The organism is Streptomyces sp. NBC_01334 (assembly GCF_035983595.1).
GTDB classification, from domain to species: domain Bacteria; phylum Actinomycetota; class Actinomycetes; order Streptomycetales; family Streptomycetaceae; genus Streptomyces; species Streptomyces coriariae.
Window position 1 is genome coordinate 4,999,322 of the sequence record NZ_CP130718.1, and the last position, 21,132, is coordinate 5,020,453.

The window sequence follows — 21,132 nt, forward strand, 5'->3', positions numbered from 1 at the left end:
AATCCCGACCGTCCCACAACCACACGTTCGTGGGACCCACGAGAGAGCGTGCCCTGTGGCTGACGTGCCTGCCGATCTTGCCGCAGTGTGGCCACGAGTACTGGAGCAGCTCCTCGGGGAGGGCCGCGGCCAGGGTGTCGAGGTGAAGGACGAACACTGGATCCGGCGCTGCCAGCCGCTGGCGCTGGTCGCCGACACCGCCCTGCTCGCCGTCCCGAACGAGTTCGCGAAGGGCGTCCTCGAAGGCCGCCTCGCCCCGATCGTCAGCGAGACGCTGAGCCGCGAGTGCGGTCGGCCGATCCGTATCGCGATCACCGTCGACGACTCTGTCGGCGAACCCCCGGCCCCGCCGGCACCTCCCGCGCAGCAGCAGTCGCGCTACGAGGAGGCCGAGCTCCCCGCCGGCCCCTACGACGGCCAGGACAGCCGGTACGAAGGCCAGGGGGACGGCCGGTACGACAACGGCTACGACACGTCGCACGAGAGCCAGTACGAGGGCTACGGCCGGCACCGCGCCGAGCAGCTGCCCCCGACGCCCGGCGACCAGCTGCCCGGCTCGCGCCCGGACCAGATGCCGACCGCGCGGCCCGCGTACCCGTCGGAGTACCAGCGCCCGGAGCCCGGAGCCTGGCCGCGACCGCAGCAGGACGAGCACAGCTGGCAGCAGCAGCGGCTCGGCTTCCCGGAGCGCGACCCCTACGCGTCGCCCTCGTCGCAGGACACGTACGGCGGGCCCGCGTCCCAGGCCCCGTACGGCGCCCCGCCGCAGCAGGACTCCTACGGCCCGCCGTCGCAGGACTACCGTCCCCAGTCGATGGAGCGGCCGCCGTACGACCCCTCGCCGTACCGGCAGAAGCGCTCGGAGTACGAGCAGTCGCGCTCCGACTACGACCAGCGCGACACCGGCCGACGTGACCTGTCCGACCCGTCGGCCGGCCCCGGTCATCCGCACCGCGGCGGCCCGGCCGGTCCCGGCCAGCCCGGCGTCGGCGGGCCCGGTCAGTCGGCCAAGCAGTCCTCGCCGACGCCCGGCCCCGGTGAGCCGACCGCGCGCCTGAACCCGAAGTACCTCTTCGACACCTTCGTCATCGGCGCCTCCAACCGGTTCGCGCACGCGGCCGCCGTCGCCGTCGCCGAGGCGCCCGCGAAGGCCTACAACCCCCTGTTCATCTACGGGGAGTCGGGCCTCGGCAAGACGCACCTGCTGCATGCCATCGGGCACTACGCGCGGAGCCTCTACCCGGGCACGCGCGTGCGCTACGTGAGCTCCGAGGAGTTCACCAACGAGTTCATCAACTCCATCCGCGACGGCAAGGGCGACAGCTTCCGCAAGCGGTACCGCGAGATGGACATCCTGCTCGTCGACGACATCCAGTTCCTCGCGGACAAGGAGTCGACGCAGGAGGAGTTCTTCCACACCTTCAACACGCTCCACAACGCCAACAAGCAGATCGTGCTGTCCAGCGACCGGCCGCCGAAGCAGCTGGTGACGCTGGAGGACCGGCTGCGGAACCGTTTCGAGTGGGGCCTGATCACCGACGTGCAGCCGCCCGAGCTGGAGACGCGGATCGCGATCCTCCGCAAGAAGGCGGTCCAGGAGCAGCTGAACGCGCCGCCGGAGGTGCTCGAGTTCATCGCGTCCCGGATCTCTCGCAACATCCGCGAGCTGGAGGGCGCGCTGATCCGGGTGACGGCGTTCGCCTCGCTCAACCGGCAGCCGGTGGACCTGGGCCTGACGGAGATCGTCCTGAAGGACCTGATCCCCGGTGGCGAGGACTCCGCCCCCGAGATCACCTCGACGGCGATCATGGGCGCCACCGCCGACTACTTCGGGCTGACGGTCGAGGACCTGTGCGGCACCTCGCGCGGGCGCGCGCTGGTGACGGCCCGGCAGATCGCCATGTACCTGTGCCGCGAGCTGACGGACCTTTCGCTGCCGAAGATCGGCGCGTTGTTCGGCGGCCGCGACCACACGACGGTCATGCACGCGGACCGCAAGATCCGCAATCTGATGGCCGAGCGGCGCTCCATCTACAACCAGGTGACCGAGCTGACCAACCGCATCAAGAACGGCTGACGGCGCCGTAGAACGCCTCACAGACGTCGCTGAGGGCGCCCCCGGAGGGAGATCCGGGGGCGCCCTCCGTCGTTCCGGGACCTGACCGGCGCGGGACGGACGGGGCGGGACGCCAGCGCGGGACGGACGGCGCGGGACGCCAGGCGGACGCGAGGCGACAGCGGCCGAACCCGGGCTTGGTCCGGAGCCCGGGTTCGGGCTCGAACCGGGGCCCGGCGCGAGGCGGACGCGGGGTCGATCCGCGGCCGATCCGAGGCCGACCCCGGGCTGTTCCCGAGCCGATCGCGAGCCGATCGCAAGGTGATCGCGAGCCGATCCAGGCCGATCCCGCGCCGAACCGGCACCGAACCGCGCCCGCCAACGGTCGTCCACCGCTCACCCGTTGTTCGATTAACGGCCGGGTTACGGCCACTCTCCACAGATTCGGTGACTTTTTCCCGTCCACACCCTGGGGACCGGGAAGTTGTCCAGACTGTGTCCACAGGCGCTGCCGGTGCGGGACCATCGGACCAGGTCACCTGGCTGTGGATTAGTGGACGAAGGATCTCCACAGGCTGTGGACAAAAAAATGATCCACAGGCTGTGCACGAAGTTGTCCACCGACAACCCACAGGCTGTGGCCCGTTGTCCCCAGTGATCTCGGGCTTCTCCACATGTCTGTCCACTGTTCGGCAACACGACGCGCCTCCTCACCGAGTCGAGTGAAAGCCGTCACACGAAGGTGCCGGGTTGCCCTGTGGGAAACGTGGGTAGACCTGGGGACGCCGCTGGGGAGAACTCGCCTCAGCCTGTGCACGGCGTGTGCAGAACTTTCTGTTCTCCACAGAAGGCCCCGGTTGTCCACCGCCTCCGCCCACAGGCCCGGTGGATAAAATTCCGCCTCTGAGCTGCGAAAACACGGTTATCCACCGTTTCCACAGCCCCTACTACTACTCCCGACTAGAGAGAGCGAGAAATCCGTTTAGAAGGGGGTCCTGTGCACAACTCGCTCCTCGGTGCCCGGCTGCCCCTCGTCACGACTTGACCCCGAGGGGCACCGACTGTCAGTGCGGTGCGTCAGACTGGTCCCCGTTGGTCCTGCCCCTCGTCGGGGCCGACCACACCGAGACAGACGACGAAGGCCAGGCAGGGCGAGAAGCGCCGGCAACAGCAGGAGGCGGCAAGAGTGAAGATCCGGGTGGAACGCGACGTACTCGCGGAGGCCGTGGCCTGGGCGGCACGCAGCCTCCCGGCCCGTCCGCCGGCGCCTGTCCTCGCCGGCCTGCTGCTGAAGGCGGAGGACGGCCAGCTGAGCCTGTCCAGCTTCGACTACGAGGTCTCCGCGCGGGTCTCCGTGGACACCGAGGTCGAGGAGGAGGGCACGGTCCTCGTCTCCGGCCGCCTGCTCGCGGACATCTGCCGTGCCCTGCCCAACCGCCCGGTGGAGATCTCCACAGACGGTGTACGGGCGACGGTGGTCTGCGGTTCCTCGCGCTTCACCCTCCACACACTGCCTGTGGAGGAGTACCCGTCCCTGCCGCAGATGCCGAACGCGACGGGCACGGTCCCCGGCGAGGTCTTCGCCTCCGCCGCCGCCCAGGTCGCCATCGCCGCAGGCCGTGACGACACGCTGCCGGTCCTCACCGGTGTGCGCATCGAGATCGAGGGCGACACGGTCACGCTGGCCTCCACCGACCGCTACCGCTTCGCGGTCCGCGAGTTCCTGTGGAAGCCGGAGAACCCGGAGGCCTCCGCGGTCGCCCTGGTGCCCGCCAAGACGCTCCTGGACACCGCCAAGGCACTCACGAGCGGCGACAGCGTCATCCTGGCGCTCTCCGGGTCCGGCGCGGGCGAGGGCCTGATCGGTTTCGAGGGCGCGGGACGGCGTACGACGACCCGCCTCCTGGAGGGCGACCTCCCGAAGTACCGCACGCTGTTCCCGACCGAGTTCAACTCCGTCGCCGTGATCGAGACCGCCCCCTTCGTGGAGGCCGTCAAGCGTGTGGCCCTGGTCGCCGAGCGCAACACCCCGGTGCGGCTCAGCTTCGAGCAGGGCGTGCTCATCCTGGAGGCCGGCTCCAGTGACGACGCACAGGCTGTGGAGCGGGTCGACGCCCAGCTCGAGGGCGACGACATCTCGATCGCCTTCAACCCGACCTTCCTGCTGGACGGCCTGAGCGCCATCGACTCCCCGGTCGCCCAGCTGTCCTTCACGACGTCCACGAAGCCCGCGCTGCTCAGCGGCAAGCCGGCGCTGGACGCGGAGGCGGACGAGGCCTACAAGTACCTGATCATGCCGGTGCGTCTCAGCGGCTGACGCCCGTGCCGTGATCCGACCGGTCGTCCACAGGCGGTGGACGACCGGGGCGGTTCCTGGGGACAAGCCACCGGTGAACCCCCAGGTGGGGTCGTACGTCTGAGCGCGTATGCCCACAGGTGTGCGTGACCGTCCGGGTTTAGGCTCGGACATGGGTACGAAGGTGCCCCACACGCCACACAGCGACCTAAGGAACAACTGATGGAGCTCGGTCTCGTCGGCCTCGGCAAGATGGGCGGCAACATGCGCGAGCGGATCCGCCGCGCCGGCCACACCGTCGTCGGATTCGACCGCAACCCGGACCTCGCCGATGTCCACAGCCTCGAAGAGCTTGTGGGCAAGCTCAAGGGCCCGCGCGTGGTCTGGGTGATGGTCCCGGCAGGCGCCGCCACCCAGTCGACCGTCGACGAGCTCGCCGAGCTGCTGGAGCCGGGCGACGTCGTCGTGGACGGCGGCAACTCCCGCTGGACGGACGACGAGAAGCACGCCGGGGAACTGGCCGCCAAGGGCATCGGCTTCGTGGACTGCGGCGTCTCGGGCGGCGTCTGGGGCCTGGAGAACGGCTACGCGCTGATGTACGGCGGCGACGCGGAGCACGTGGCCAAGGTGCAGCCCGTCTTCGACGCGCTCAAGCCCGAGGGCGACTTCGGCGCGGTGCACGCCGGCAAGGTCGGCGCCGGCCACTTCGCGAAGATGGTCCACAACGGCATCGAGTACGCCATGATGCAGGCCTACGCCGAGGGCTGGGAGCTGCTGGAGAAGGTCGACTCCGTCACGGACGTGCGCGAGGTCTTCCGCTCCTGGCAGGAGGGCACGGTCATCCGGTCCTGGCTGCTCGACCTGGCCGTCAACGCCCTGGACGAGGACGAGCACCTCGACAAGCTGCGCGGCTTCGCGCAGGACTCCGGCGAGGGCCGCTGGACGGTCGAGGCCGCCATCGACAACGCCGTGCCGCTGCCCGCCATCACAGCCTCGCTGTTCGCGCGGTTCGCCTCCCGCCAGGAGGACTCGCCGCAGATGAAGATGATCGCGGCGCTGCGCAACCAGTTCGGCGGCCACGCGGTCGAGAAGAAGTAGTCCACAGGGTCGCCCCGCGATCCACAACCCTGGGGGAGGTCGGCGAACGACCATGCACGTCACGCATCTGTCGCTGGCCGACTTCCGCTCGTACGCCCGGGTCGAGGTTCCGCTCGACCCGGGCGTCACCTCGTTCGTGGGCCCCAACGGCCAGGGCAAGACGAACCTCGTCGAGGCCGTCGGCTACCTCGCCACCCTCGGCAGCCACCGGGTCGCCTCGGACGCGCCCCTGGTGCGCATGGGCGCCGACCGCGCGATCATCCGGGCGCAGATCAGGCAGGGCGAGCGGCAGCAGCTGGTCGAGCTGGAGCTGAACCCGGGCAAGGCCAACCGTGCCCGCATCAACAGGTCCTCGCAGGTCAGACCCCGTGATGTGCTGGGCATCGTACGGACCGTGCTGTTCGCGCCCGAGGATCTCGCGCTGATCAAGGGCGATCCCGGTGAGCGGCGCCGTTTCCTCGACGAGCTGATCACCGCGCGCTCCCCGCGGATGGCGGGCGTGCGCTCGGACTACGAGCGGGTGCTCAAGCAGCGCAACACGCTCCTCAAGTCGGCCGCGCTCGCCCGGCGGCACGGCGGCCGCTCCATGGACCTGTCGACCCTCGACGTGTGGGACCAGCACCTCGCGCGCGTGGGCGCCGAGCTGCTCGCCCAGCGCCTCGACCTGGTCGCGGCGATCCAGCCGCTCGCCGACAAGGCGTACGAGCAGCTGGCGCCCGGCGGCGGTCCGGTGGCCCTGGAGTACAAGCCGTCCGCGCCCGGTGAGGCACACACGCGTGAGGACCTCTACGGGCAGCTGATGGCCGCGCTCGCGGACGTCCGCAAGCAGGAGATCGAGCGGGGCGTGACCCTGGTGGGCCCGCACCGGGACGACGTGATTCTCAAGCTCGGCCAGCTGCCCGCCAAGGGGTACGCCTCCCACGGCGAGTCCTGGTCGTACGCGCTGGCGCTGCGGCTGGCCTCGTACGACCTGCTGCGGGCCGAGGGCAACGAGCCGGTGCTGGTTCTGGACGACGTCTTCGCCGAGCTGGACGCCCGTCGGCGGGAACGGCTGGCCGAGCTGGTGGCGCCCGGTGAGCAGGTGCTGGTGACGGCGGCGGTCGACGACGACGTGCCGCATGTGCTCGCGGGGGCCAGGTACGCCGTGGCCGAGGGGACGGTGGAGCGCGTATGACCGCCGAAGAGACCCCGAAGCGGGCCCCCGAGCCGTCCGGCGTCGACCTCGCGCGGGTGGCCCTCAGGGCGGCCCGAGAGCAGGCACGCGCGCGTGGGGACGCGGCTCAGCAGAAGAAGCAGGCACGGCGCGGTGGCGGGCTGCGCTCCGGCGCGCGCGCGGACGGCCGCGACCCCATGGCGTTGGGCGCGGCGATCAACCGGCTGCTCAACGAGCGCGGGTGGGAGGCGCCGGCGGCGGTGGGCGGTGTGATGGGCCGGTGGCCGCAGATCGTCGGCGAGGACGTGGCCAAGCACTGCGTGCCGGAGAAGTACGACGAGGACGAGCGGGCGCTGATCGTGCGCTGTGACTCCACGGCCTGGGCGACGAACCTGCGGCTGCTCGCGCCGACTCTGGTCGCCCGCCTCAACGAGGATCTGGGCCACGGGACGGTGCGTCAGATCAAGGTGCTCGGCCCCAACGGCCCCGCACGCCGCTACGGCCCCCTCAGGGCCCCTGGGAGCACCGGTCCCGGCGATACCTACGGGTGACGTGCGTCACGCTTTTCAAGGCCGGGAGGTTCCTGTGGGGACCGCCCGGCCTTCGTCGCGTGTGCCTGCGTGCGGGTGCGAATTCGGACGTGACTCCCAAGTAGCCAAGGGTTGACACCCGGAAGCGCTGAGTGCCTCCGTGAGCCTCTTGGAGCCCCCTTCCGTATATCGGGACCCGGAAGAGACCGGTTGAGGGCGGCACATGCGGACTCAGGTACCGGCAAACCCCCATCAGTGTCAGTGCTACCGGTAGACTGGAAGCCAATCCCGCCCCGAACGTGGGGACCGCCCGGGAGAAGCTGAGCAACGCTGATCAAGGCTTACCAACGCAACATGCCGCAGCCGCTCCGGCAACCTGCCGACGAGCCTGGCTGGTGCTGTGCCAGAAAGGGCGCTTCGTGGCCGATTCCGGCAACCCCAACGAGAACATCCCGTCCACCGACGCCGGCGCGAGCGGCGGGGCAGCCGCCTCGACCAGCGAGGTCACCACCTCGTACGACGCCAGCGCCATTACCGTCCTCGAGGGTCTGGACGCGGTCCGTAAGCGACCCGGTATGTACATCGGCTCGACCGGCGAGCGCGGCCTGCACCACCTCGTGTACGAGGTCGTCGACAACTCGGTCGACGAGGCGCTGGCCGGCCACGCGGACACCATCGACGTGACGATCCTGGCCGACGGCGGTGTCCGCGTCATCGACAACGGCCGCGGTATCCCGGTGGGCATCGTGGCGTCCGAGGGCAAGCCGGCCCTCGAGGTCGTGCTGACCGTGCTGCACGCGGGCGGCAAGTTCGGCGGCGGCGGCTACGCGGTCTCCGGTGGTCTGCACGGCGTCGGCGTCTCGGTCGTGAACGCCCTGTCGAGCAAGGTCGCGGTCGAGGTCAGGACCGACGGCCACCGCCACACGCAGGACTACAAGATGGGCGTCCCGACGGCCCCCCTCGTCAAGCACGAGGCCACGGACGAGACGGGCACCTCGGTCACCTTCTGGGCCGACGCCGACATCTTCGAGACCACGGAGTACTCCTTCGAGACGCTCTCGCGGCGTTTCCAGGAGATGGCGTTCCTCAACAAGGGTCTGACCATCAAGCTCACCGACGAGCGCGAGTCGGCGAAGGCCACCGCCGGTGCGGACGAGGCGGGTGCGGACGAGAAGGACGAGGTCAAGACCGTCACGTACCACTACGAGGGCGGCATCGTCGACTTCGTGAAGTACCTCAACTCCCGCAAGGGCGACGTGGTGCACCCGACGGTGATCGACCTCGAGGCGGAGGACAAGGAGAAGAGCCTCTCCCTCGAAGTCGCCATGCAGTGGAACAGCGGTTACAGCGAGGGCGTGTACTCCTTCGCCAACATCATCCACACGCATGAGGGCGGAACCCACGAGGAGGGCTTCCGCTCGGCGCTGACGAACCTGGTCAACAAGTACGCGCGGGACAAGAAGCTGCTGCGTGAGAAGGACGACAACCTCACGGGTGACGACATCCGCGAGGGCCTGACGGCGATCATCTCGGTCAAGCTGAGCGAGCCCCAGTTCGAGGGCCAGACGAAGACCAAGCTGGGCAACACCGAGGCGAAGACCTTCGTCCAGAAGGCGGTCTACGAGCACCTCAACGACTGGCTGGACCGCAACCCGGTGGAGGCGGCGGACATCGTCCGCAAGGGCATCCAGGCGGCCACCGCGCGCGTGGCGGCCCGCAAGGCCCGCGACCTGACCCGCCGCAAGGGGCTGCTGGAGTCGGCGTCCCTGCCGGGCAAGCTCTCCGACTGCCAGTCGAACGACCCCATCAAGTGCGAGATCTTCATCGTCGAGGGTGACTCCGCCGGCGGTTCGGCCAAGTCCGGTCGCAACCCGCAGTACCAGGCGATCCTCCCGATCCGGGGCAAGATCCTCAACGTCGAGAAGGCGCGGATCGACAAGATCCTGCAGAACCAGGAGATCCAGGCGCTGATCTCCGCCTTCGGCACCGGTGTGCACGAGGACTTCGACATCTCCAAGCTCCGCTATCACAAGATCATCCTGATGGCGGACGCCGACGTCGACGGCCAGCACATCAACACCCTGCTGCTGACCTTCCTGTTCCGCTTCATGCGGCCGCTGGTCGAGGCCGGGCACGTGTTCCTCTCCCGCCCCCCGCTCTACAAGATCAAGTGGGGCCGGGAGGACATCGAGTACGCGTACTCCGACCGGGAGCGCGACGCGCTGCTCGAGATGGGCCGCCAGCGTGGCAAGCGCGTGCGCGAGGACTCGATCCAGCGCTTCAAGGGCCTCGGTGAGATGAACGCCGAGGAGCTGCGCATCACGACCATGGACCAGGAGCACCGCGTCCTCGGCCAGGTCACCCTCGACGACGCCGCCCAGGCCGACGACCTGTTCTCGGTCCTGATGGGCGAGGACGTCGAAGCGCGTCGCGCGTTCATCCAGCGCAACGCCAAGGACGTCCGGTTCCTCGACATCTGAGTCGGTCTCAGCTGACCGCACCAGAAAGGATTCCCACCAGCAATGACCGACGAGAACACTCCCGTCACCCCTGAAGAGGGCGGCGACGTCGTGATGCGCATCGAGCCCGTCGGGCTCGAGACGGAAATGCAGCGCTCTTACCTCGACTACGCGATGTCCGTCATCGTCTCCCGCGCGCTGCCGGACGTCCGGGACGGCCTCAAGCCCGTCCACCGCCGCGTGCTGTACGCCATGTACGACGGCGGCTACCGCCCCGAGAAGGGCTTCTACAAGTGCGCCCGCGTCGTCGGCGACGTCATGGGCAACTACCACCCGCACGGCGACTCCTCGATCTACGACGCGCTGGTCCGTCTCGCGCAGCCGTGGTCGATGCGGATGCCGCTGGTGGACTCCAACGGCAACTTCGGCTCTCCCGGCAACGACCCGGCTGCCGCCATGCGGTACACCGAGTGCAAGATGATGCCGCTGTCCATGGAGATGGTCCGCGACATCGACGAGGAGACCGTCGACTTCACGGACAACTACGACGGCCGCTCCCAGGAGCCGACCGTCCTGCCGGCCCGTTTCCCGAACCTGCTGATCAACGGTTCGGCCGGTATCGCGGTCGGCATGGCGACCAACATCCCGCCGCACAACCTGCGCGAGGTCGCGTCCGGCGCCCAGTGGTACCTGGAGAACCCGGAGGCCTCGCACGAGGAGCTCCTCGACGCCCTCATCGAGCGCATCAAGGGCCCCGACTTCCCGACCGGCGCGCTCGTCGTCGGCCGCAAGGGCATCGAGGAGGCGTACCGCACGGGCCGTGGCTCCATCACGATGCGCGCGGTCGTCGAGGTCGAGGAGATCCAGAACCGCCAGTGCCTGGTGGTCACGGAACTGCCGTACCAGACCAACCCCGACAACCTCGCGCAGAAGATCGCCGACCTGGTGAAGGACGGCAAGGTCGGCGGCATCGCGGACGTCCGTGACGAGACCTCGTCCCGTACGGGCCAGCGCCTGGTCATCGTCCTGAAGCGGGACGCGGTCGCCAAGGTCGTCCTGAACAACCTGTACAAGCACACGGACCTCCAGTCGAACTTCGGCGCCAACATGCTGGCCCTGGTCGACGGTGTCCCGCGCACGCTCTCGCTGGACGCGTTCATCCGCCACTGGGTGGCGCACCAGATCGAGGTCATCGTCCGCCGTACGCGCTTCCGGCTGCGCAAGGCCGAGGAGCGGGCGCACATCCTGCGCGGCCTGCTGAAGGCCCTGGACGCCATCGACGAGGTCATCGCGCTGATCCGGCGCAGTGACACCGTCGACATCGCGCGCACGGGCCTGATGGCGCTCCTGGAGATCGACGAGATCCAGGCCAACGCCATCCTCGAGATGCAGCTGCGCCGACTGGCCGCCCTGGAGCGCCAGAAGATCATCCAGGAGCACGACGAACTCCAGGCGAAGATCACCGAGTACAACGCGATCCTGGCCTCGCCGGTCCGCCAGCGCGGCATCGTGAGCGAGGAACTGGCCGCGATCGTCGAGAAGTACGGCGACGACCGCAAGACGATGCTGGTGCCCTACGACGGTGACATGTCCATCGAGGACCTGATCGCCGAGGAGGACATCGTCGTCACCATCTCGCGCGGTGGCTACGTCAAGCGCACGAAGACGGACGACTACCGCTCCCAGAAGCGCGGCGGCAAGGGCGTGCGCGGGGCGAAGCTCAAGGAAGACGACATCGTCGACCACTTCTTCGTCTCCACCACGCACCACTGGCTGTTGTTCTTCACCAACAAGGGCCGGGTGTACCGGGCGAAGGCGTACGAGCTGCCCGACGCCGGTCGCGACGCGCGTGGACAGCACGTGGCGAACCTGCTGGCCTTCCAGCCGGACGAGGCGATCGCCGAGATCCTCGCGATCCGCGACTACGAGGCGGCGCCCTACCTGGTCCTGGCCACCAAGGGCGGTCTGGTCAAGAAGACGCCTCTGAAGGATTACGATTCGCCGCGTGCCGGTGGTGTCATCGCGATCAACCTCCGTGAAACGGAGGACGGTTCCGACGACGAACTGATCGGAGCCGAACTCGTCTCGGCCGACGACGATCTGCTTCTGATCAGCAAGAAGGCGCAGTCGATCCGGTTCACCGCCACGGACGATTCCCTGCGGCCCATGGGCCGTGCCACCTCGGGTGTCAAGGGCATGAGCTTCCGTGAGGGAGACCAGCTGCTCTCGATGAATGTTGTTCGACCCGGTACGTTCGTGTTCACTGCCACAGACGGTGGGTACGCGAAGCGGACCGCCGTCGACGAGTACCGCGTCCAGGGTCGCGGCGGCCTGGGTATCAAGGCTGCCAAGATCGTCGAGGATCGCGGTTCGCTCGTCGGCGCGCTGGTGGTCGAGGAGACCGACGAGATCCTCGCCATCACGCTGTCGGGCGGTGTGATTCGTACGCGAGTCAACGAGGTCAGGGAGACGGGCCGTGACACCATGGGCGTCCAACTGATCAACCTGGGCAAGCGCGATGCCGTCGTCGGTATCGCACGTAACGCCGAGGCGGGGCGCGAGGCGGAGGAGGTCGACGGCGAGGTCGCCGTGGACGAGACCGCCGAGGCAGCCACGACCACCGGCACGGACGAGGGTGAGTCGCCCTCGTCCGAGTAGCACGAGGAGAGAGTCATCGTGAGCGGAGCCACGGGCGCCGGTACGTCTGCCGGTACGGGAAAGAACGGCGGCGGCCGTGGCTCCGCCGCGCCGGCGGGGGACGCGCGTACGACCGACGCGCGGGGCGCGGGGGGTGCCGAAGGGCGTGCGGCGGACACCCACACGACCCAGTTGAAGGCCATCAAGCCCCCTGCGGCCGACTCGCCCTCACCCTCGACCGACACGCAAGGATCGAAGGGATCCCAGGGGGGAACCGTGACGGACACCAGAGGCACGCAGGCCAAGCAGGAGGCATCGCCGCTCCCCGGTGACCGGCAGCCGCCGCAGCAGCCCGCCGGGCCCTACCACCCGCCGCAGGCCTACCCGACGCAGGCGCCCGCGGCGCCGGCCGCGGCCGGCGCCGTACGCCGTCCGCGGACCGGTGCCCGCACCACGCCCCGGGTGCGCAAGGCGCGGCTGCGGGTGTCGAAGGCCGACCCCTGGTCGGTGATGAAGGTCAGTTTCCTGCTCTCCATCGCCCTGGGCATCTGCACGATCGTCGCGGCCGCCGTCCTGTGGATGGTCATGGACGCGATGGGTGTCTTCTCGACGGTCGGCAGCACGGTCTCGGAGGCGACCGGCTCGAACGAGTCGAACGGCTTCGACCTCCAGTCGTTCCTGTCGCTGTCCCACGTCCTGATGTTCACGTCGATCATCGCGGTCATCGACGTCGTCCTCGCGACCGCGCTCGCGACGCTCGGCGCGTTCATCTACAACCTGTCCGCGGGCTTCGTCGGAGGCGTCGAGCTGACGCTGGCCGAGGACGAGTGACCTCTGCCGTCGTAGCGGTTCCAAACCCTGCTGGGCGTCCCGCGACTATCGATTTTGGGACTGCCCACGTCGTGCGCTAATCTTCAGGAGTCAGCGCGCGGGACACACACCGCAGAGCGCGGCGGGGCTATAGCTCAGTTGGTTAGAGCGCATCCCTGATAAGGATGAGGCCACAGGTTCAAATCCTGTTAGCCCCACCAGACACGAAGGCCCTCGACCGATCATGGTTGGGGGCCTTCGGCATGCGCGGCTGACATCAACGGCCGGGAACGGCGGCTGCCGGTCGACGAGCGGATCTTCCCCGGCCGGTTCTCCGGGCTCCGGTAGCCCCTAGGCTCGGCGGATGACCTTGGAATGGGAACAGGTAATCGTTCACTCGGCAGATCCGGAAACCCTGGGGCAGTGGTGGGCCGAGGCTCTTGGCTGGGTCGTGGTCCACTCCTCCGAAGACGAGTTCGAGATCCGCCGGGAGCCGGACCGCCTGCCGGGGTTGGATTTCGTCCGGCTCGAGGAGAGCAAGCAGGGCAAGAGCCGGCTGCATCTCGACTTCAGGCCTGATGACCAGGACGCCGAGGTGGCTCGCCTCGAGGCTCACGGTGCGAAGCGTGTGGACATCGGCCAGGGCGACCGGTCGTGGGTCGTCATGGCAGACCCCGAAGGCAACGAGTTCTGTGTCCTCGCCCCACGGCGTGGGTGAGAACTCCTGACCAGGGACGAGTGAGTGCTGTGGGGGCACGGCGAAGGCCCGGTGGCTCCTGGGGAGCTGCCGGGCCTGCTCGTGCGGGCTGTACGCAAGTTCGCCGTTACGTCGGGGGAGGCGGCACGTGGCGTGCCGGGGGCTCAGCGTTGCAGCGGGGTGGCCGGCTCGGCCGGGTCCGCGGAGTCGCAGGAGGCGGTGGTGTGCTCGGCCGCTTCCGTGTCCGGGAGACCGCGGTGGCGGCAGCTGGGTGACTTGCCGTGTGCCTCGGCGCGGATGCGCTGCTTCATCGTGGGGGGCAGGGAGCGGGCTTGGGCCCAGACCCAGGGAGCCGCGGCCGTCGGCCACGCCGTCGTGTCCGTGGTGGTCACGCTCTCGCTGCTGCGCGTCGGAGCGGTCTGCGCCGCCGCCGTGGTGGCGGTCGTCGTGATGAGTCCGAGCGCCGTGCACAGCGCGAGGAAGGCGGTGACGATGGCGGTCCACAGCTTCATGACCCGGTTCTCGGGCATGGCCCCTCACTTTCGGGTTGGGCGATTTGCGTACTTTCCTCATGATGTGTAGGGAGGGCGCGAAGTGGTGGACCGACGCTCGTGGCGTGGCGTTGTTCTGATGAACACCACCCGGATGGCCGCAAAGGCCCCTAAGAGCAGAGAAGTGGGGATCAGATGGGATGAGGGCGGACAAAAATCACCGTCCGTACGGATGTGATCACCCTCCGATCGGAGTGGTGTGATCCGCTCCTACTGCGCTGCCGAGGGCGGGAGTTGAGGGGCGGACGCAGGTCACCGATCGGTATCGGTCGGTGTGTATAGTCGGGCGCCAGAGGTCCCCTACGTCAAGGAAAGACGAGGTCGCGCGGTGAAGAAGCTTCTCCTGGTCGCACTGGCCGCCATCGGCGGGCTCCTCGTGTACCGCCAGATCCAGGCGGATCGCGCCGAGCAGGATCTGTGGACGGAGGCGACTGACTCCGTGCCCACGGGTTCGTGAGTATCGATACCGAAGACTGAACAGACCCCGGCCGCCGCTCGCGGTCGGGGTTTTGTGTTGCGGATCCCCCGGCCCGCGGTTAGAGGCGGGCTTTTCGGACGCGCGTACGGAATGCGGGGGTGGCATGCGCGCGTGCGGGGGAGGATGGCCCACGTTCGGTCGAACGCGAGGGGGCGGGGTCGATGGGCCGGCGTACGGGGCGTGGAGCGGCCGTGTGGCGGGCCGTCGTGCGGAGCGCGGTCGTAGGAGCGCTGCTCTGTGTGTCGTCGGCGGTGCTGCCCGGACGGGTCGCCGTGGCCGCGCCGGACGTCCCTTCGTACGCCTTCGCCGACGACGTCCGCAGCGCCCCCGCGACGACGGGCACCACCGGCGCCGCCCGGCTGGAACCCGGCGCCACCTACCGGAGTTCCCTCCGGGGCGAGGACAAGGCCTACTACCGCCTCGAACTCGACGGCATGTCGGACGTGTACGTCTCCGTCACGGCGATCCCGCGCGCGGGATCGCCGCTCTCCGCCGGGGACGGGATCAGCGTCGCCGTGCAGGACGCCGACAGCGTCACGTGCTCCTCCGACTCCGTGACCGTCGGAACCGCCGTGAGCCCCCAGCCGCTCACCGCCTGGGGAGCGCGCGAACTCCTGCCGGGCAAGGGGCTGTGCCAGAAGGCCGGTACGTACTACGTCGTCGTCGAGCGCACCGACACCGGAAGCGGCACCGGCAGTGGTGAGGAGGACACGGACCTCTCCGACGGCCGGTCCTGGGACCTGGAGCTCGCGCCCGTCTCCGAAGCGCCCCTGGCGAAGGCGGCCGCCACACGCGTGCCCGAGGTGTGGGACTCGTCCACGCCCACGCCGCCCGTGGACGAGCCGGTCTCCGTCCGGGGCGGGGCAGGCTTCGCCGAGGCGGCCGCCGTGACGCAGGGCGTCCGGAGCGACGAGATCGTCCCCGGGCAGACCCTCTTCTACAAGGTGCCCGTCGACTGGGGGCAGCAGCTGTCCGCCACCGTCGACCTGGGCAGTGCGGAGAAGAACTCCGGGTACGTGGTCGACGCCCTGGAGATGACGCTCTACAACCCGGTGCGCGCCTCGGTCAAGGACACGGGCATCGGTTACGGCGGCAGCCAGAAGTCGGCCTCGCTGCCCCCGGCCCCGCCGGTCGGATACGCCAACCGGTACGCCCCCACCGACCCGACGAAGTCCCTGCGGTTCGCCGGCTCGTACTACCTGGTGGTGCACCTCGCCGCGCAGGTCGCCGATCGTTTCGGTGAGGGGCCGTACGGGCTGACCCTGCGCGTCCGGCTCGGCGGCAGCACCCAGGCCGGTCCGGGCTACGCGCGGCAGTCGGTCCCGCGCGGATTCTTCGACGTCGGCGCGCCGGACCCCGTGCCCTCGGGAGACGGGGGCTTGGCGGGCGCCGACGCCTCGGGTGGCGGAGCACCGGGCGGCGACCCCGCGATGAAGGCGGTCGCGGTGGGCGGCATCGGCACCGGAAGCGTGCTGTTGATGGTGCTCGGGGTGTGGACGCTGACCGCCCGGCGCCGGGCGGCGGCTCAGATGCGCGTCAACGCCCAGAACCCCACGGCGTAGCAGGCCAGCGCGAGGAAAAGCAGCGGCAGCGCGACCCTGGCGGGCGGACCGGGACGCCCACGGCGGGCGGCACGATGCCCTCGGCGTCGGCCGTGCGGCGAGACGACCTGCGGCGAAGACGGGACCTGCGGGGCTTGTGCGGCTTGAGGGTCGTGGGCGGTGTAGGAGGCGGTGGACACCTCACCGTGCTGCCCGCGGGTGGGCAACACGAATGTCGGCTCGTACGGGGGCGCGGTCATGGGGCCGGGCGTCGGCGCGTAGGCGGGGGGACAGGGAGCGGAGGGCTCCGGGGCTCCGGGTTCGGTGAAGGAACCGGCCGCCGGTTGCGGGGGCGGCAGGTGGAAGCTGCCGGTGTCCGACATGGAGGGAGCGGGCGCGGGGGCGGAGGTGGCCGACCGTGGTGTCGGTCCTGTGGGCCGACGCGGATCGGTAGGCGTCGAATCCGGTTGCTGCCGCGGGTCGTTCGGCACGGAGCCCGGCGCGGATCCCCCGCCCGACCACGCAGACCCGGCACCGGTGCTGGGTCCCACGTCGCCGCGGGCGCCCGACTCCGACCCGGTACCCGACCCCGAGCCAGTGCCCGAACTCGCACCAGTGCCAGTGCCAGTGCCAGTGCCAGTGCCAGTGCCAGTGCCCGTGCCTGGGCGAGCCGGATCAGGCGCTCCGTCCGGCCGGGAGGGCAGGCCGCCTGTGCCCGGACGGGCAGGAGCGGCGGGAGCCGCTGGACCGGAGGGGAGAGATCCAGTGCCCGCAGGGGCTGCACCGGGAGCCACTCCCGGACGGGCGGGCAGCGAACCGTTGCCCCGGCCGGCCGGCCGGGGAGCGCCGTCCGGCAGAGCCCAACCGGGTGCGGCACCGAGACCGGCCGACTCGGGCGGAGTGATCGGGCGGACTGGGGCAGGTGTGGCGCCCGAGCCACCGGGACCGGGTGCGGGGCGCGGGCGGCCCGGATCGGAAGCGGTGCCCGAGCCACCGGGGCTGAGAGCGTCACCCTGGCCCGGATCGGGAGCGTGACCGAGGCCGCCCGGATCGAGAGCGTGACCCAGGCCTCCCCGATCGGGCGCGGCGTCCAGGCCGCCCCGCTCAGGAGTGGTGCCCAGGCCGCCCCGCTCACGCGCGGTGTTCAGATGGCCCGTATCGGAGGTGGTGTGCGGGCGGTCCGGGTCGGGTGTGGTGTGTGGCCGGCTCTGTTGGGCTGTGGTGTGCGGGCTGCCCTGTTCGGCTGTGGTGTTCGGGTGGGAGGCAGGGGAGTTGGGGGGCCTTGGCCGTCTTGGCGGGCCGTCGGGGCCGAACCCCGGGGGCAGCGGGCCGAGTTGGTCGAAGATCTCGATCAGCTCGTCGTCCGGGCCGGGCTCGGGCAGCAGCTCGACGGCGGCCGCGAGCGCCTTGCGCGCCCCCGTGGCCGTACGGAAGCGGGCCTGCGGGTCCGGCTGGAGCAGGGTGGCGACCACCTGCCACAGCGGCTCCGGCACACTCTTGGGGGCGCCCGGAGTCCCGTGCTCAGCGAAGAACTGGACGAGGGCCTTGGCGTCCGGCTTGGCGCCTTCCAGCAGATACAGCGCGACCAGGCCGACGGCGAACAGGTCGGCGGGGAAGTCCGGTTCAGCGCCCATCATCTGCTCCGGCGCGAGGTAACCGGGTGTTCCGACCACGAGGTTGGTCTCGGTCAGCCGGGGCTCGCCGAGCCGCATCGCGATGCCGAAGTCGGAGAGCCTGAGGCGCGGCCGGGCCGTACCGGTGGCCTCCAGCAGGATGTTGGCGGGTTTGATGTCGCGGTGCACGACACCCTCCGCGTGGACCGCGGTGAGCCCGGAGAGCAACTGGTCGAGCAGCGTGCACACGAAGACCGGGGGCAGCGGGCCGTAGTCGCCGACGAGATGGACCAGCGAACCGCCGGCCACCAGATCCATGGTGAACAGGACCTTGTCGTCGTCGGCGGCCCAGCTGGCGGGCGCGAGCACATGGGGGTGGTCGATCCGCAGCGCCTGCTCGCGGACGAACCGCAACAGCGCGTGCGCGTCGCTCTGCTGGAGCACCTTGGCGGCCACGTAGCGACGGCGGCGGTGGTCCCAGGCACGCCAGACCGCGCCGACCCCTCCGCGACCGATCGGGTCGGCCAGTTCGTACCGTCCGGCGAAGACCTCACCCATGGCTGTGCGTCGCTCCTCCCCCTGGTCCCGCTCGGGTCTCCCCCTCTGCCCCTCTGTCTCCCCCGCGATGAGCGATACGACCCCCGTGTGCCCCGCTGCGTCCTGATGCCCCCCGAGCTGCCGACCGCCCGGCTGCCGAACCCCCTTCGGCGACCGGGCCGAGGGCTCAGTTCTGGTGGGACTGGTAGTGCGTGACCGCGTCGGAGGTACGGCCGGCGCCGTACACCCGGAGGAACTCTGCCAGTTCCGGGTGGGTCGGGGCGAGAGTGTCGGCGGCGTCGATGATGTCGCCGGCGGCGGCCACCGAGCGCAGCAGGGACTGGATCTCGCGGACGACCCGCTTGACCGTGGGCGCTCCCGAACCACTCGTCGTCTGTGTGGTGTTGCTGAGCACCGAGCCCCCCTGGGACCGCTTGATCTCGTCCATGCGCTCGGTCGCCTCGGCGGCGCTGACGCTGCCGTCCGCGACCTGTGCCGCCAACTCCTGGAGCAGCTGCACCCGCTGCACCACGGCCGGATTGCCGATCTTCGCCCGCTGACCGCTCATCAGCTGCGACAGCATCGGCGCCGAGAGTCCCAGTACCCCAGCGAGACGAGCCTGGTTGAGGCCAAGATCGTCGATGAGCTTACGGAAGAGCGCCCCCAGCGGCTCCCCGTACCAGTTCCGCTGAAGTTCCCGCGCTCTCGCGGTCGCTTCCTGCTGTGCGGCGTCCATTGCGTCTCCCCATCGCTTCCCCAGAAACCGCGGTTCGCTGTAGCGAACCGCGTCCGAGCATCTTACGGAGAGTGGTCATCCGCGGGGACCCCCAATCTTTTTGCGAGATACCCCGGGTGACCCGGTACTCTGGTCTGCGGCGCCCGCCGGTACGAGGTTTTCCGGCCGGACGTCTCTTGCGGGGCCTTAGCTCAGTTGGTAGAGCGCTGTCTTTGCATGGCAGATGTCAGGGGTTCGACTCCCCTAGGCTCCACATGAAAGACCCCGCCCACCTGCGGAAACGCAGGTGGGCGGGGTCTTTTTCGGTGAGCTTGGGGGCACAGGCGGGCCGTCGGCCGCTCAGCTGCGGTCGTCGCGGTTCGCGGCCTCCTCCTCGGCCTCCTTGGCCTGTACCTCGGCGTCGAGGACCGACGGGTCGCCGCTGCCGTCCACCGAGGTGAGGCCGCCCGAGGCGGGTACCTCCGTGGCCGCCGGCGGCTCGACCAGCCAGTCCGGGTTGGCCTGCTTGTCCCACCACTTCCAGGCCGCGTAGGCACCGCCGGCGACGGCACCGAGGACGATCAGCGCCTTGGCGAGCTTGCCCGCCTTGGCCCGCCGCCGGTGCTTGCGCGTCAGCTTCTCGATCTCCTTCGGCGTCACCTGGCCACGCAGGGCGGCCAGCGCGGCGACGCCTCGGGCGGCGGCCTCGTCCTTCACGGGCCCGGCCGCGGCCACCGCCTGTTCGATCCTCGGCCGGGAGTAGTCGGCGGCCTGGCGTGCGACCAGCCGGGTGCGGGCGGCCGCTTCCTGCGCGGCCAGGTCCACCTTCGGCGGGACATGGGTCTTCGCCTGTTCCAGACGCGGGGCGACGTGGGCGTCGTACTGCACGCGGGCCTGTTCTGCGGCCAGCGACACCTTGGGCGCGAGCCGTACACGGGCCTCATGCGCGTAGAGCGCGGCCCGTTCCTTGGCCGTGTCGGCGTAGGGCGCCACCACTTCCGCGGCGTGCAGCACGCTGTCCTTCGCCGAGCCGGTCGCGGCGCGCACGCTGTCGATGCGGGTCACGGGTTCCTCCTCCTCGGTGGCGTACGGTATTTCGACTTTCCACCCTTTTACGGATCATGCCTGTCAATGACCGTCCCGGCACGCGTGGACGGGCATACGGGTACTGATCACATGCGATAGGGGACGGATCGGGTCAATGGCAATAGAGGGTCGACAGGGCGACAAAGCCGACGATGCCACGGATCGGCGCCGCCCGCTCCCGTCCCGGACGAGTCGGATGCTTTTGTGTACCCGATCCGTCGGTTCTGATGCCGGAACGGGCTGTCGGACGTTGACTGACCCGGACCGTGCGAGGATCTGTGGGTCACAGAGAGACAACGGAAGGCAGACCGTGGCCGAGCACCTGTACGCCACCCTGAAGACCAACCACGGCGACATCGAGATCCGGCTCTACCCGGACCACGCCCCGAAGACGGTCAAGAACTTCGTCGACCTCGCGACCGGCGAGCGTGAGTGGGTCAACCCGGAGACCGGCGTGCGGTCCAAGGACAAGCTGTACGACGGCACGGTCTTCCACCGCGTGATCAGCGGATTCATGATCCAGGGCGGCGACCCGCTGGGCAACGGGACCGGCGGCCCCGGCTACCAGTTCGAGGACGAGTTCCACCCGGACCTGCGCTTCGACAGGCCCTACCTGCTGGCCATGGCGAACGCCGGCCCGGCGACCAACGGCTCGCAGTTCTTCATCACCGTCTCCCCGACGGCCTGGCTGACCCGCAAGCACACCATCTTCGGCGAGGTCGTCGACCCGGCCGGCCAGAAGGTGGTGGACGCCATCGCGGCCGCCCAGACCAACCCGCGCACCGACCGTCCGCTGAAGGACGTCGTCATCGAGTCGGTCGTCGTCGAGAGCCGCAAGAGCTGAGGCGACGCCCCGGCACACCGTCGGGGGCCAC

General features: G+C 69.8%; 15 protein-coding genes, 2 tRNA genes and 1 pseudogene. 14 read left to right on the plus strand and 4 right to left on the minus strand.

Going from position 1 to position 21,132, the window contains the following annotated elements; all coding sequences use genetic code 11:
- The first annotated feature begins 55 nt into the window (after nucleotides 1-55).
- The 10 genes from dnaA (at nucleotide 56) to OG736_RS22460 (ending at nucleotide 13,757) form a co-directional block, all read left to right on the plus strand.
- Complete coding sequence (gene dnaA / locus OG736_RS22415; RefSeq protein ID WP_327184023.1) at nucleotides 56-2,077, plus strand: chromosomal replication initiator protein DnaA; 2,022 nt, start codon at nucleotides 56-58, stop codon at nucleotides 2,075-2,077.
- A gap of 1,165 nt (nucleotides 2,078-3,242) precedes the next feature.
- The gene (gene dnaN, locus OG736_RS22420; RefSeq protein WP_020130644.1) at nucleotides 3,243-4,373 is read left to right on the plus strand and encodes a DNA polymerase III subunit beta; all 1,131 of its coding nucleotides are present in this window, start codon (nucleotides 3,243-3,245) and stop codon (nucleotides 4,371-4,373) included.
- 201 nt (nucleotides 4,374-4,574) lie between these two features.
- Nucleotides 4,575-5,450, plus strand: coding sequence for a phosphogluconate dehydrogenase (NAD(+)-dependent, decarboxylating) (gene gnd / locus OG736_RS22425; protein ID WP_327184024.1), 876 nt, complete (start codon nucleotides 4,575-4,577; stop codon nucleotides 5,448-5,450).
- Nucleotides 5,451-5,502: 52 nt separating this feature from the next.
- The gene (recF, locus tag OG736_RS22430; protein WP_020130642.1) at nucleotides 5,503-6,624 is read left to right on the plus strand and encodes a DNA replication/repair protein RecF; all 1,122 of its coding nucleotides are present in this window, start codon (nucleotides 5,503-5,505) and stop codon (nucleotides 6,622-6,624) included.
- Nucleotides 6,621-7,154 (plus strand): DciA family protein, encoded by a 534-nt coding sequence (locus tag OG736_RS22435; RefSeq protein ID WP_327184025.1) that lies wholly within the window; start codon nucleotides 6,621-6,623, stop codon nucleotides 7,152-7,154. Before recF ends, OG736_RS22435 begins: the two co-directional genes overlap by 4 nt.
- Before the next feature lie 374 nt (nucleotides 7,155-7,528).
- Nucleotides 7,529-9,613 carry a DNA topoisomerase (ATP-hydrolyzing) subunit B gene (gene gyrB, locus OG736_RS22440; protein ID WP_267019402.1) on the plus strand — a complete coding sequence of 695 codons (2,085 nt, stop codon included), beginning with the start codon at nucleotides 7,529-7,531 and terminating at the stop codon, nucleotides 9,611-9,613.
- Between the two features lie 42 nt (nucleotides 9,614-9,655).
- Nucleotides 9,656-12,250, plus strand: a complete 2,595-nt coding sequence (gyrA, locus tag OG736_RS22445; RefSeq protein WP_327184026.1) for a DNA gyrase subunit A — start codon at nucleotides 9,656-9,658, stop codon at nucleotides 12,248-12,250.
- Nucleotides 12,251-12,268: 18 nt separating this feature from the next.
- Nucleotides 12,269-13,060, plus strand: a complete 792-nt coding sequence (locus tag OG736_RS22450) for a DUF3566 domain-containing protein (protein WP_054242107.1) — start codon at nucleotides 12,269-12,271, stop codon at nucleotides 13,058-13,060.
- Nucleotides 13,061-13,183: 123 nt separating this feature from the next.
- Nucleotides 13,184-13,260: transfer RNA gene (locus OG736_RS22455), tRNA-Ile, on the plus strand.
- A gap of 143 nt (nucleotides 13,261-13,403) precedes the next feature.
- A complete protein-coding gene (locus tag OG736_RS22460; protein ID WP_327184027.1) occupies nucleotides 13,404-13,757 on the plus strand; it encodes a VOC family protein in 354 nt (117 codons plus the stop codon).
- Nucleotides 13,758-13,900: 143 nt separating this feature from the next.
- Here the strand turns inward: OG736_RS22460 and OG736_RS22465 are convergent, their stop codons facing one another.
- Nucleotides 13,901-14,266 carry a DUF6344 domain-containing protein gene (locus OG736_RS22465; RefSeq protein WP_327184028.1) on the minus strand — a complete coding sequence of 122 codons (366 nt, stop codon included), beginning with the start codon at nucleotides 14,264-14,266 and terminating at the stop codon, nucleotides 13,901-13,903.
- Between the two features lie 349 nt (nucleotides 14,267-14,615).
- On the opposite strand from OG736_RS22465, the gene OG736_RS22470 reads away from it, so the two are divergent.
- Together OG736_RS22470 and OG736_RS22475 are read left to right on the plus strand one after the other, a co-directional pair.
- On the plus strand, nucleotides 14,616-14,744 hold the full coding sequence (locus tag OG736_RS22470; RefSeq protein WP_003999697.1) for a DLW-39 family protein: 129 nt from the start codon (nucleotides 14,616-14,618) through the stop codon (nucleotides 14,742-14,744).
- A gap of 182 nt (nucleotides 14,745-14,926) precedes the next feature.
- Complete coding sequence (locus OG736_RS22475; RefSeq protein ID WP_327184029.1) at nucleotides 14,927-16,327, plus strand: hypothetical protein; 1,401 nt, start codon at nucleotides 14,927-14,929, stop codon at nucleotides 16,325-16,327.
- Between the two features lie 1,256 nt (nucleotides 16,328-17,583).
- Here the strand turns inward: OG736_RS22475 and OG736_RS47300 are convergent.
- Together OG736_RS47300 and OG736_RS22485 are read right to left on the minus strand one after the other, a co-directional pair.
- Nucleotides 17,584-18,477: pseudogene (locus OG736_RS47300) on the minus strand (serine/threonine-protein kinase); the annotation flags it as partial.
- A 166-nt stretch (nucleotides 18,478-18,643) separates the two neighbouring features.
- Entirely contained in the window at nucleotides 18,644-19,192 is a 549-nt protein-coding gene (locus OG736_RS22485) for a helix-turn-helix domain-containing protein (protein WP_020130633.1), read from the minus strand.
- Between the two features lie 180 nt (nucleotides 19,193-19,372).
- On the opposite strand from OG736_RS22485, the gene OG736_RS22490 reads away from it, so the two are divergent.
- A tRNA-Ala gene (locus OG736_RS22490) sits at nucleotides 19,373-19,445 on the plus strand.
- Nucleotides 19,446-19,531: 86 nt separating this feature from the next.
- Here the strand turns inward: OG736_RS22490 and OG736_RS22495 are convergent.
- Nucleotides 19,532-20,236, minus strand: coding sequence for a DUF5324 family protein (locus tag OG736_RS22495; RefSeq protein WP_327184031.1), 705 nt, complete (start codon nucleotides 20,234-20,236; stop codon nucleotides 19,532-19,534).
- A 331-nt stretch (nucleotides 20,237-20,567) separates the two neighbouring features.
- Between OG736_RS22495 and OG736_RS22500 the strand changes: the two genes are divergently transcribed.
- Nucleotides 20,568-21,101, plus strand: coding sequence for a peptidylprolyl isomerase (locus OG736_RS22500; RefSeq protein WP_327184032.1), 534 nt, complete (start codon nucleotides 20,568-20,570; stop codon nucleotides 21,099-21,101).
- The last annotated feature ends 31 nt before the right edge of the window (nucleotides 21,102-21,132 follow it).

Coding starts and splice junctions, on each gene's coding strand:
- gnd (WP_327184024.1), top strand. CDS start 4,575: ATGGAGCTCGGTCTCGTCGGCCTCGGCAAGATGGGCGGCAACATGCGC.
- recF (WP_020130642.1), top strand. CDS start 5,503: ATGCACGTCACGCATCTGTCGCTGGCCGACTTCCGCTCGTACGCCCGG.
- OG736_RS22435 (WP_327184025.1), top strand. CDS start 6,621: ATGACCGCCGAAGAGACCCCGAAGCGGGCCCCCGAGCCGTCCGGCGTC.
- gyrA (WP_327184026.1), top strand. CDS start 9,656: ATGACCGACGAGAACACTCCCGTCACCCCTGAAGAGGGCGGCGACGTC.
- OG736_RS22460 (WP_327184027.1), top strand. CDS start 13,404: ATGACCTTGGAATGGGAACAGGTAATCGTTCACTCGGCAGATCCGGAA.
- OG736_RS22465 (WP_327184028.1), bottom strand. CDS start 14,266: ATGCCCGAGAACCGGGTCATGAAGCTGTGGACCGCCATCGTCACCGCC.
- OG736_RS22475 (WP_327184029.1), top strand. CDS start 14,927: ATGGGCCGGCGTACGGGGCGTGGAGCGGCCGTGTGGCGGGCCGTCGTG.
- OG736_RS22485 (WP_020130633.1), bottom strand. CDS start 19,192: ATGGACGCCGCACAGCAGGAAGCGACCGCGAGAGCGCGGGAACTTCAG.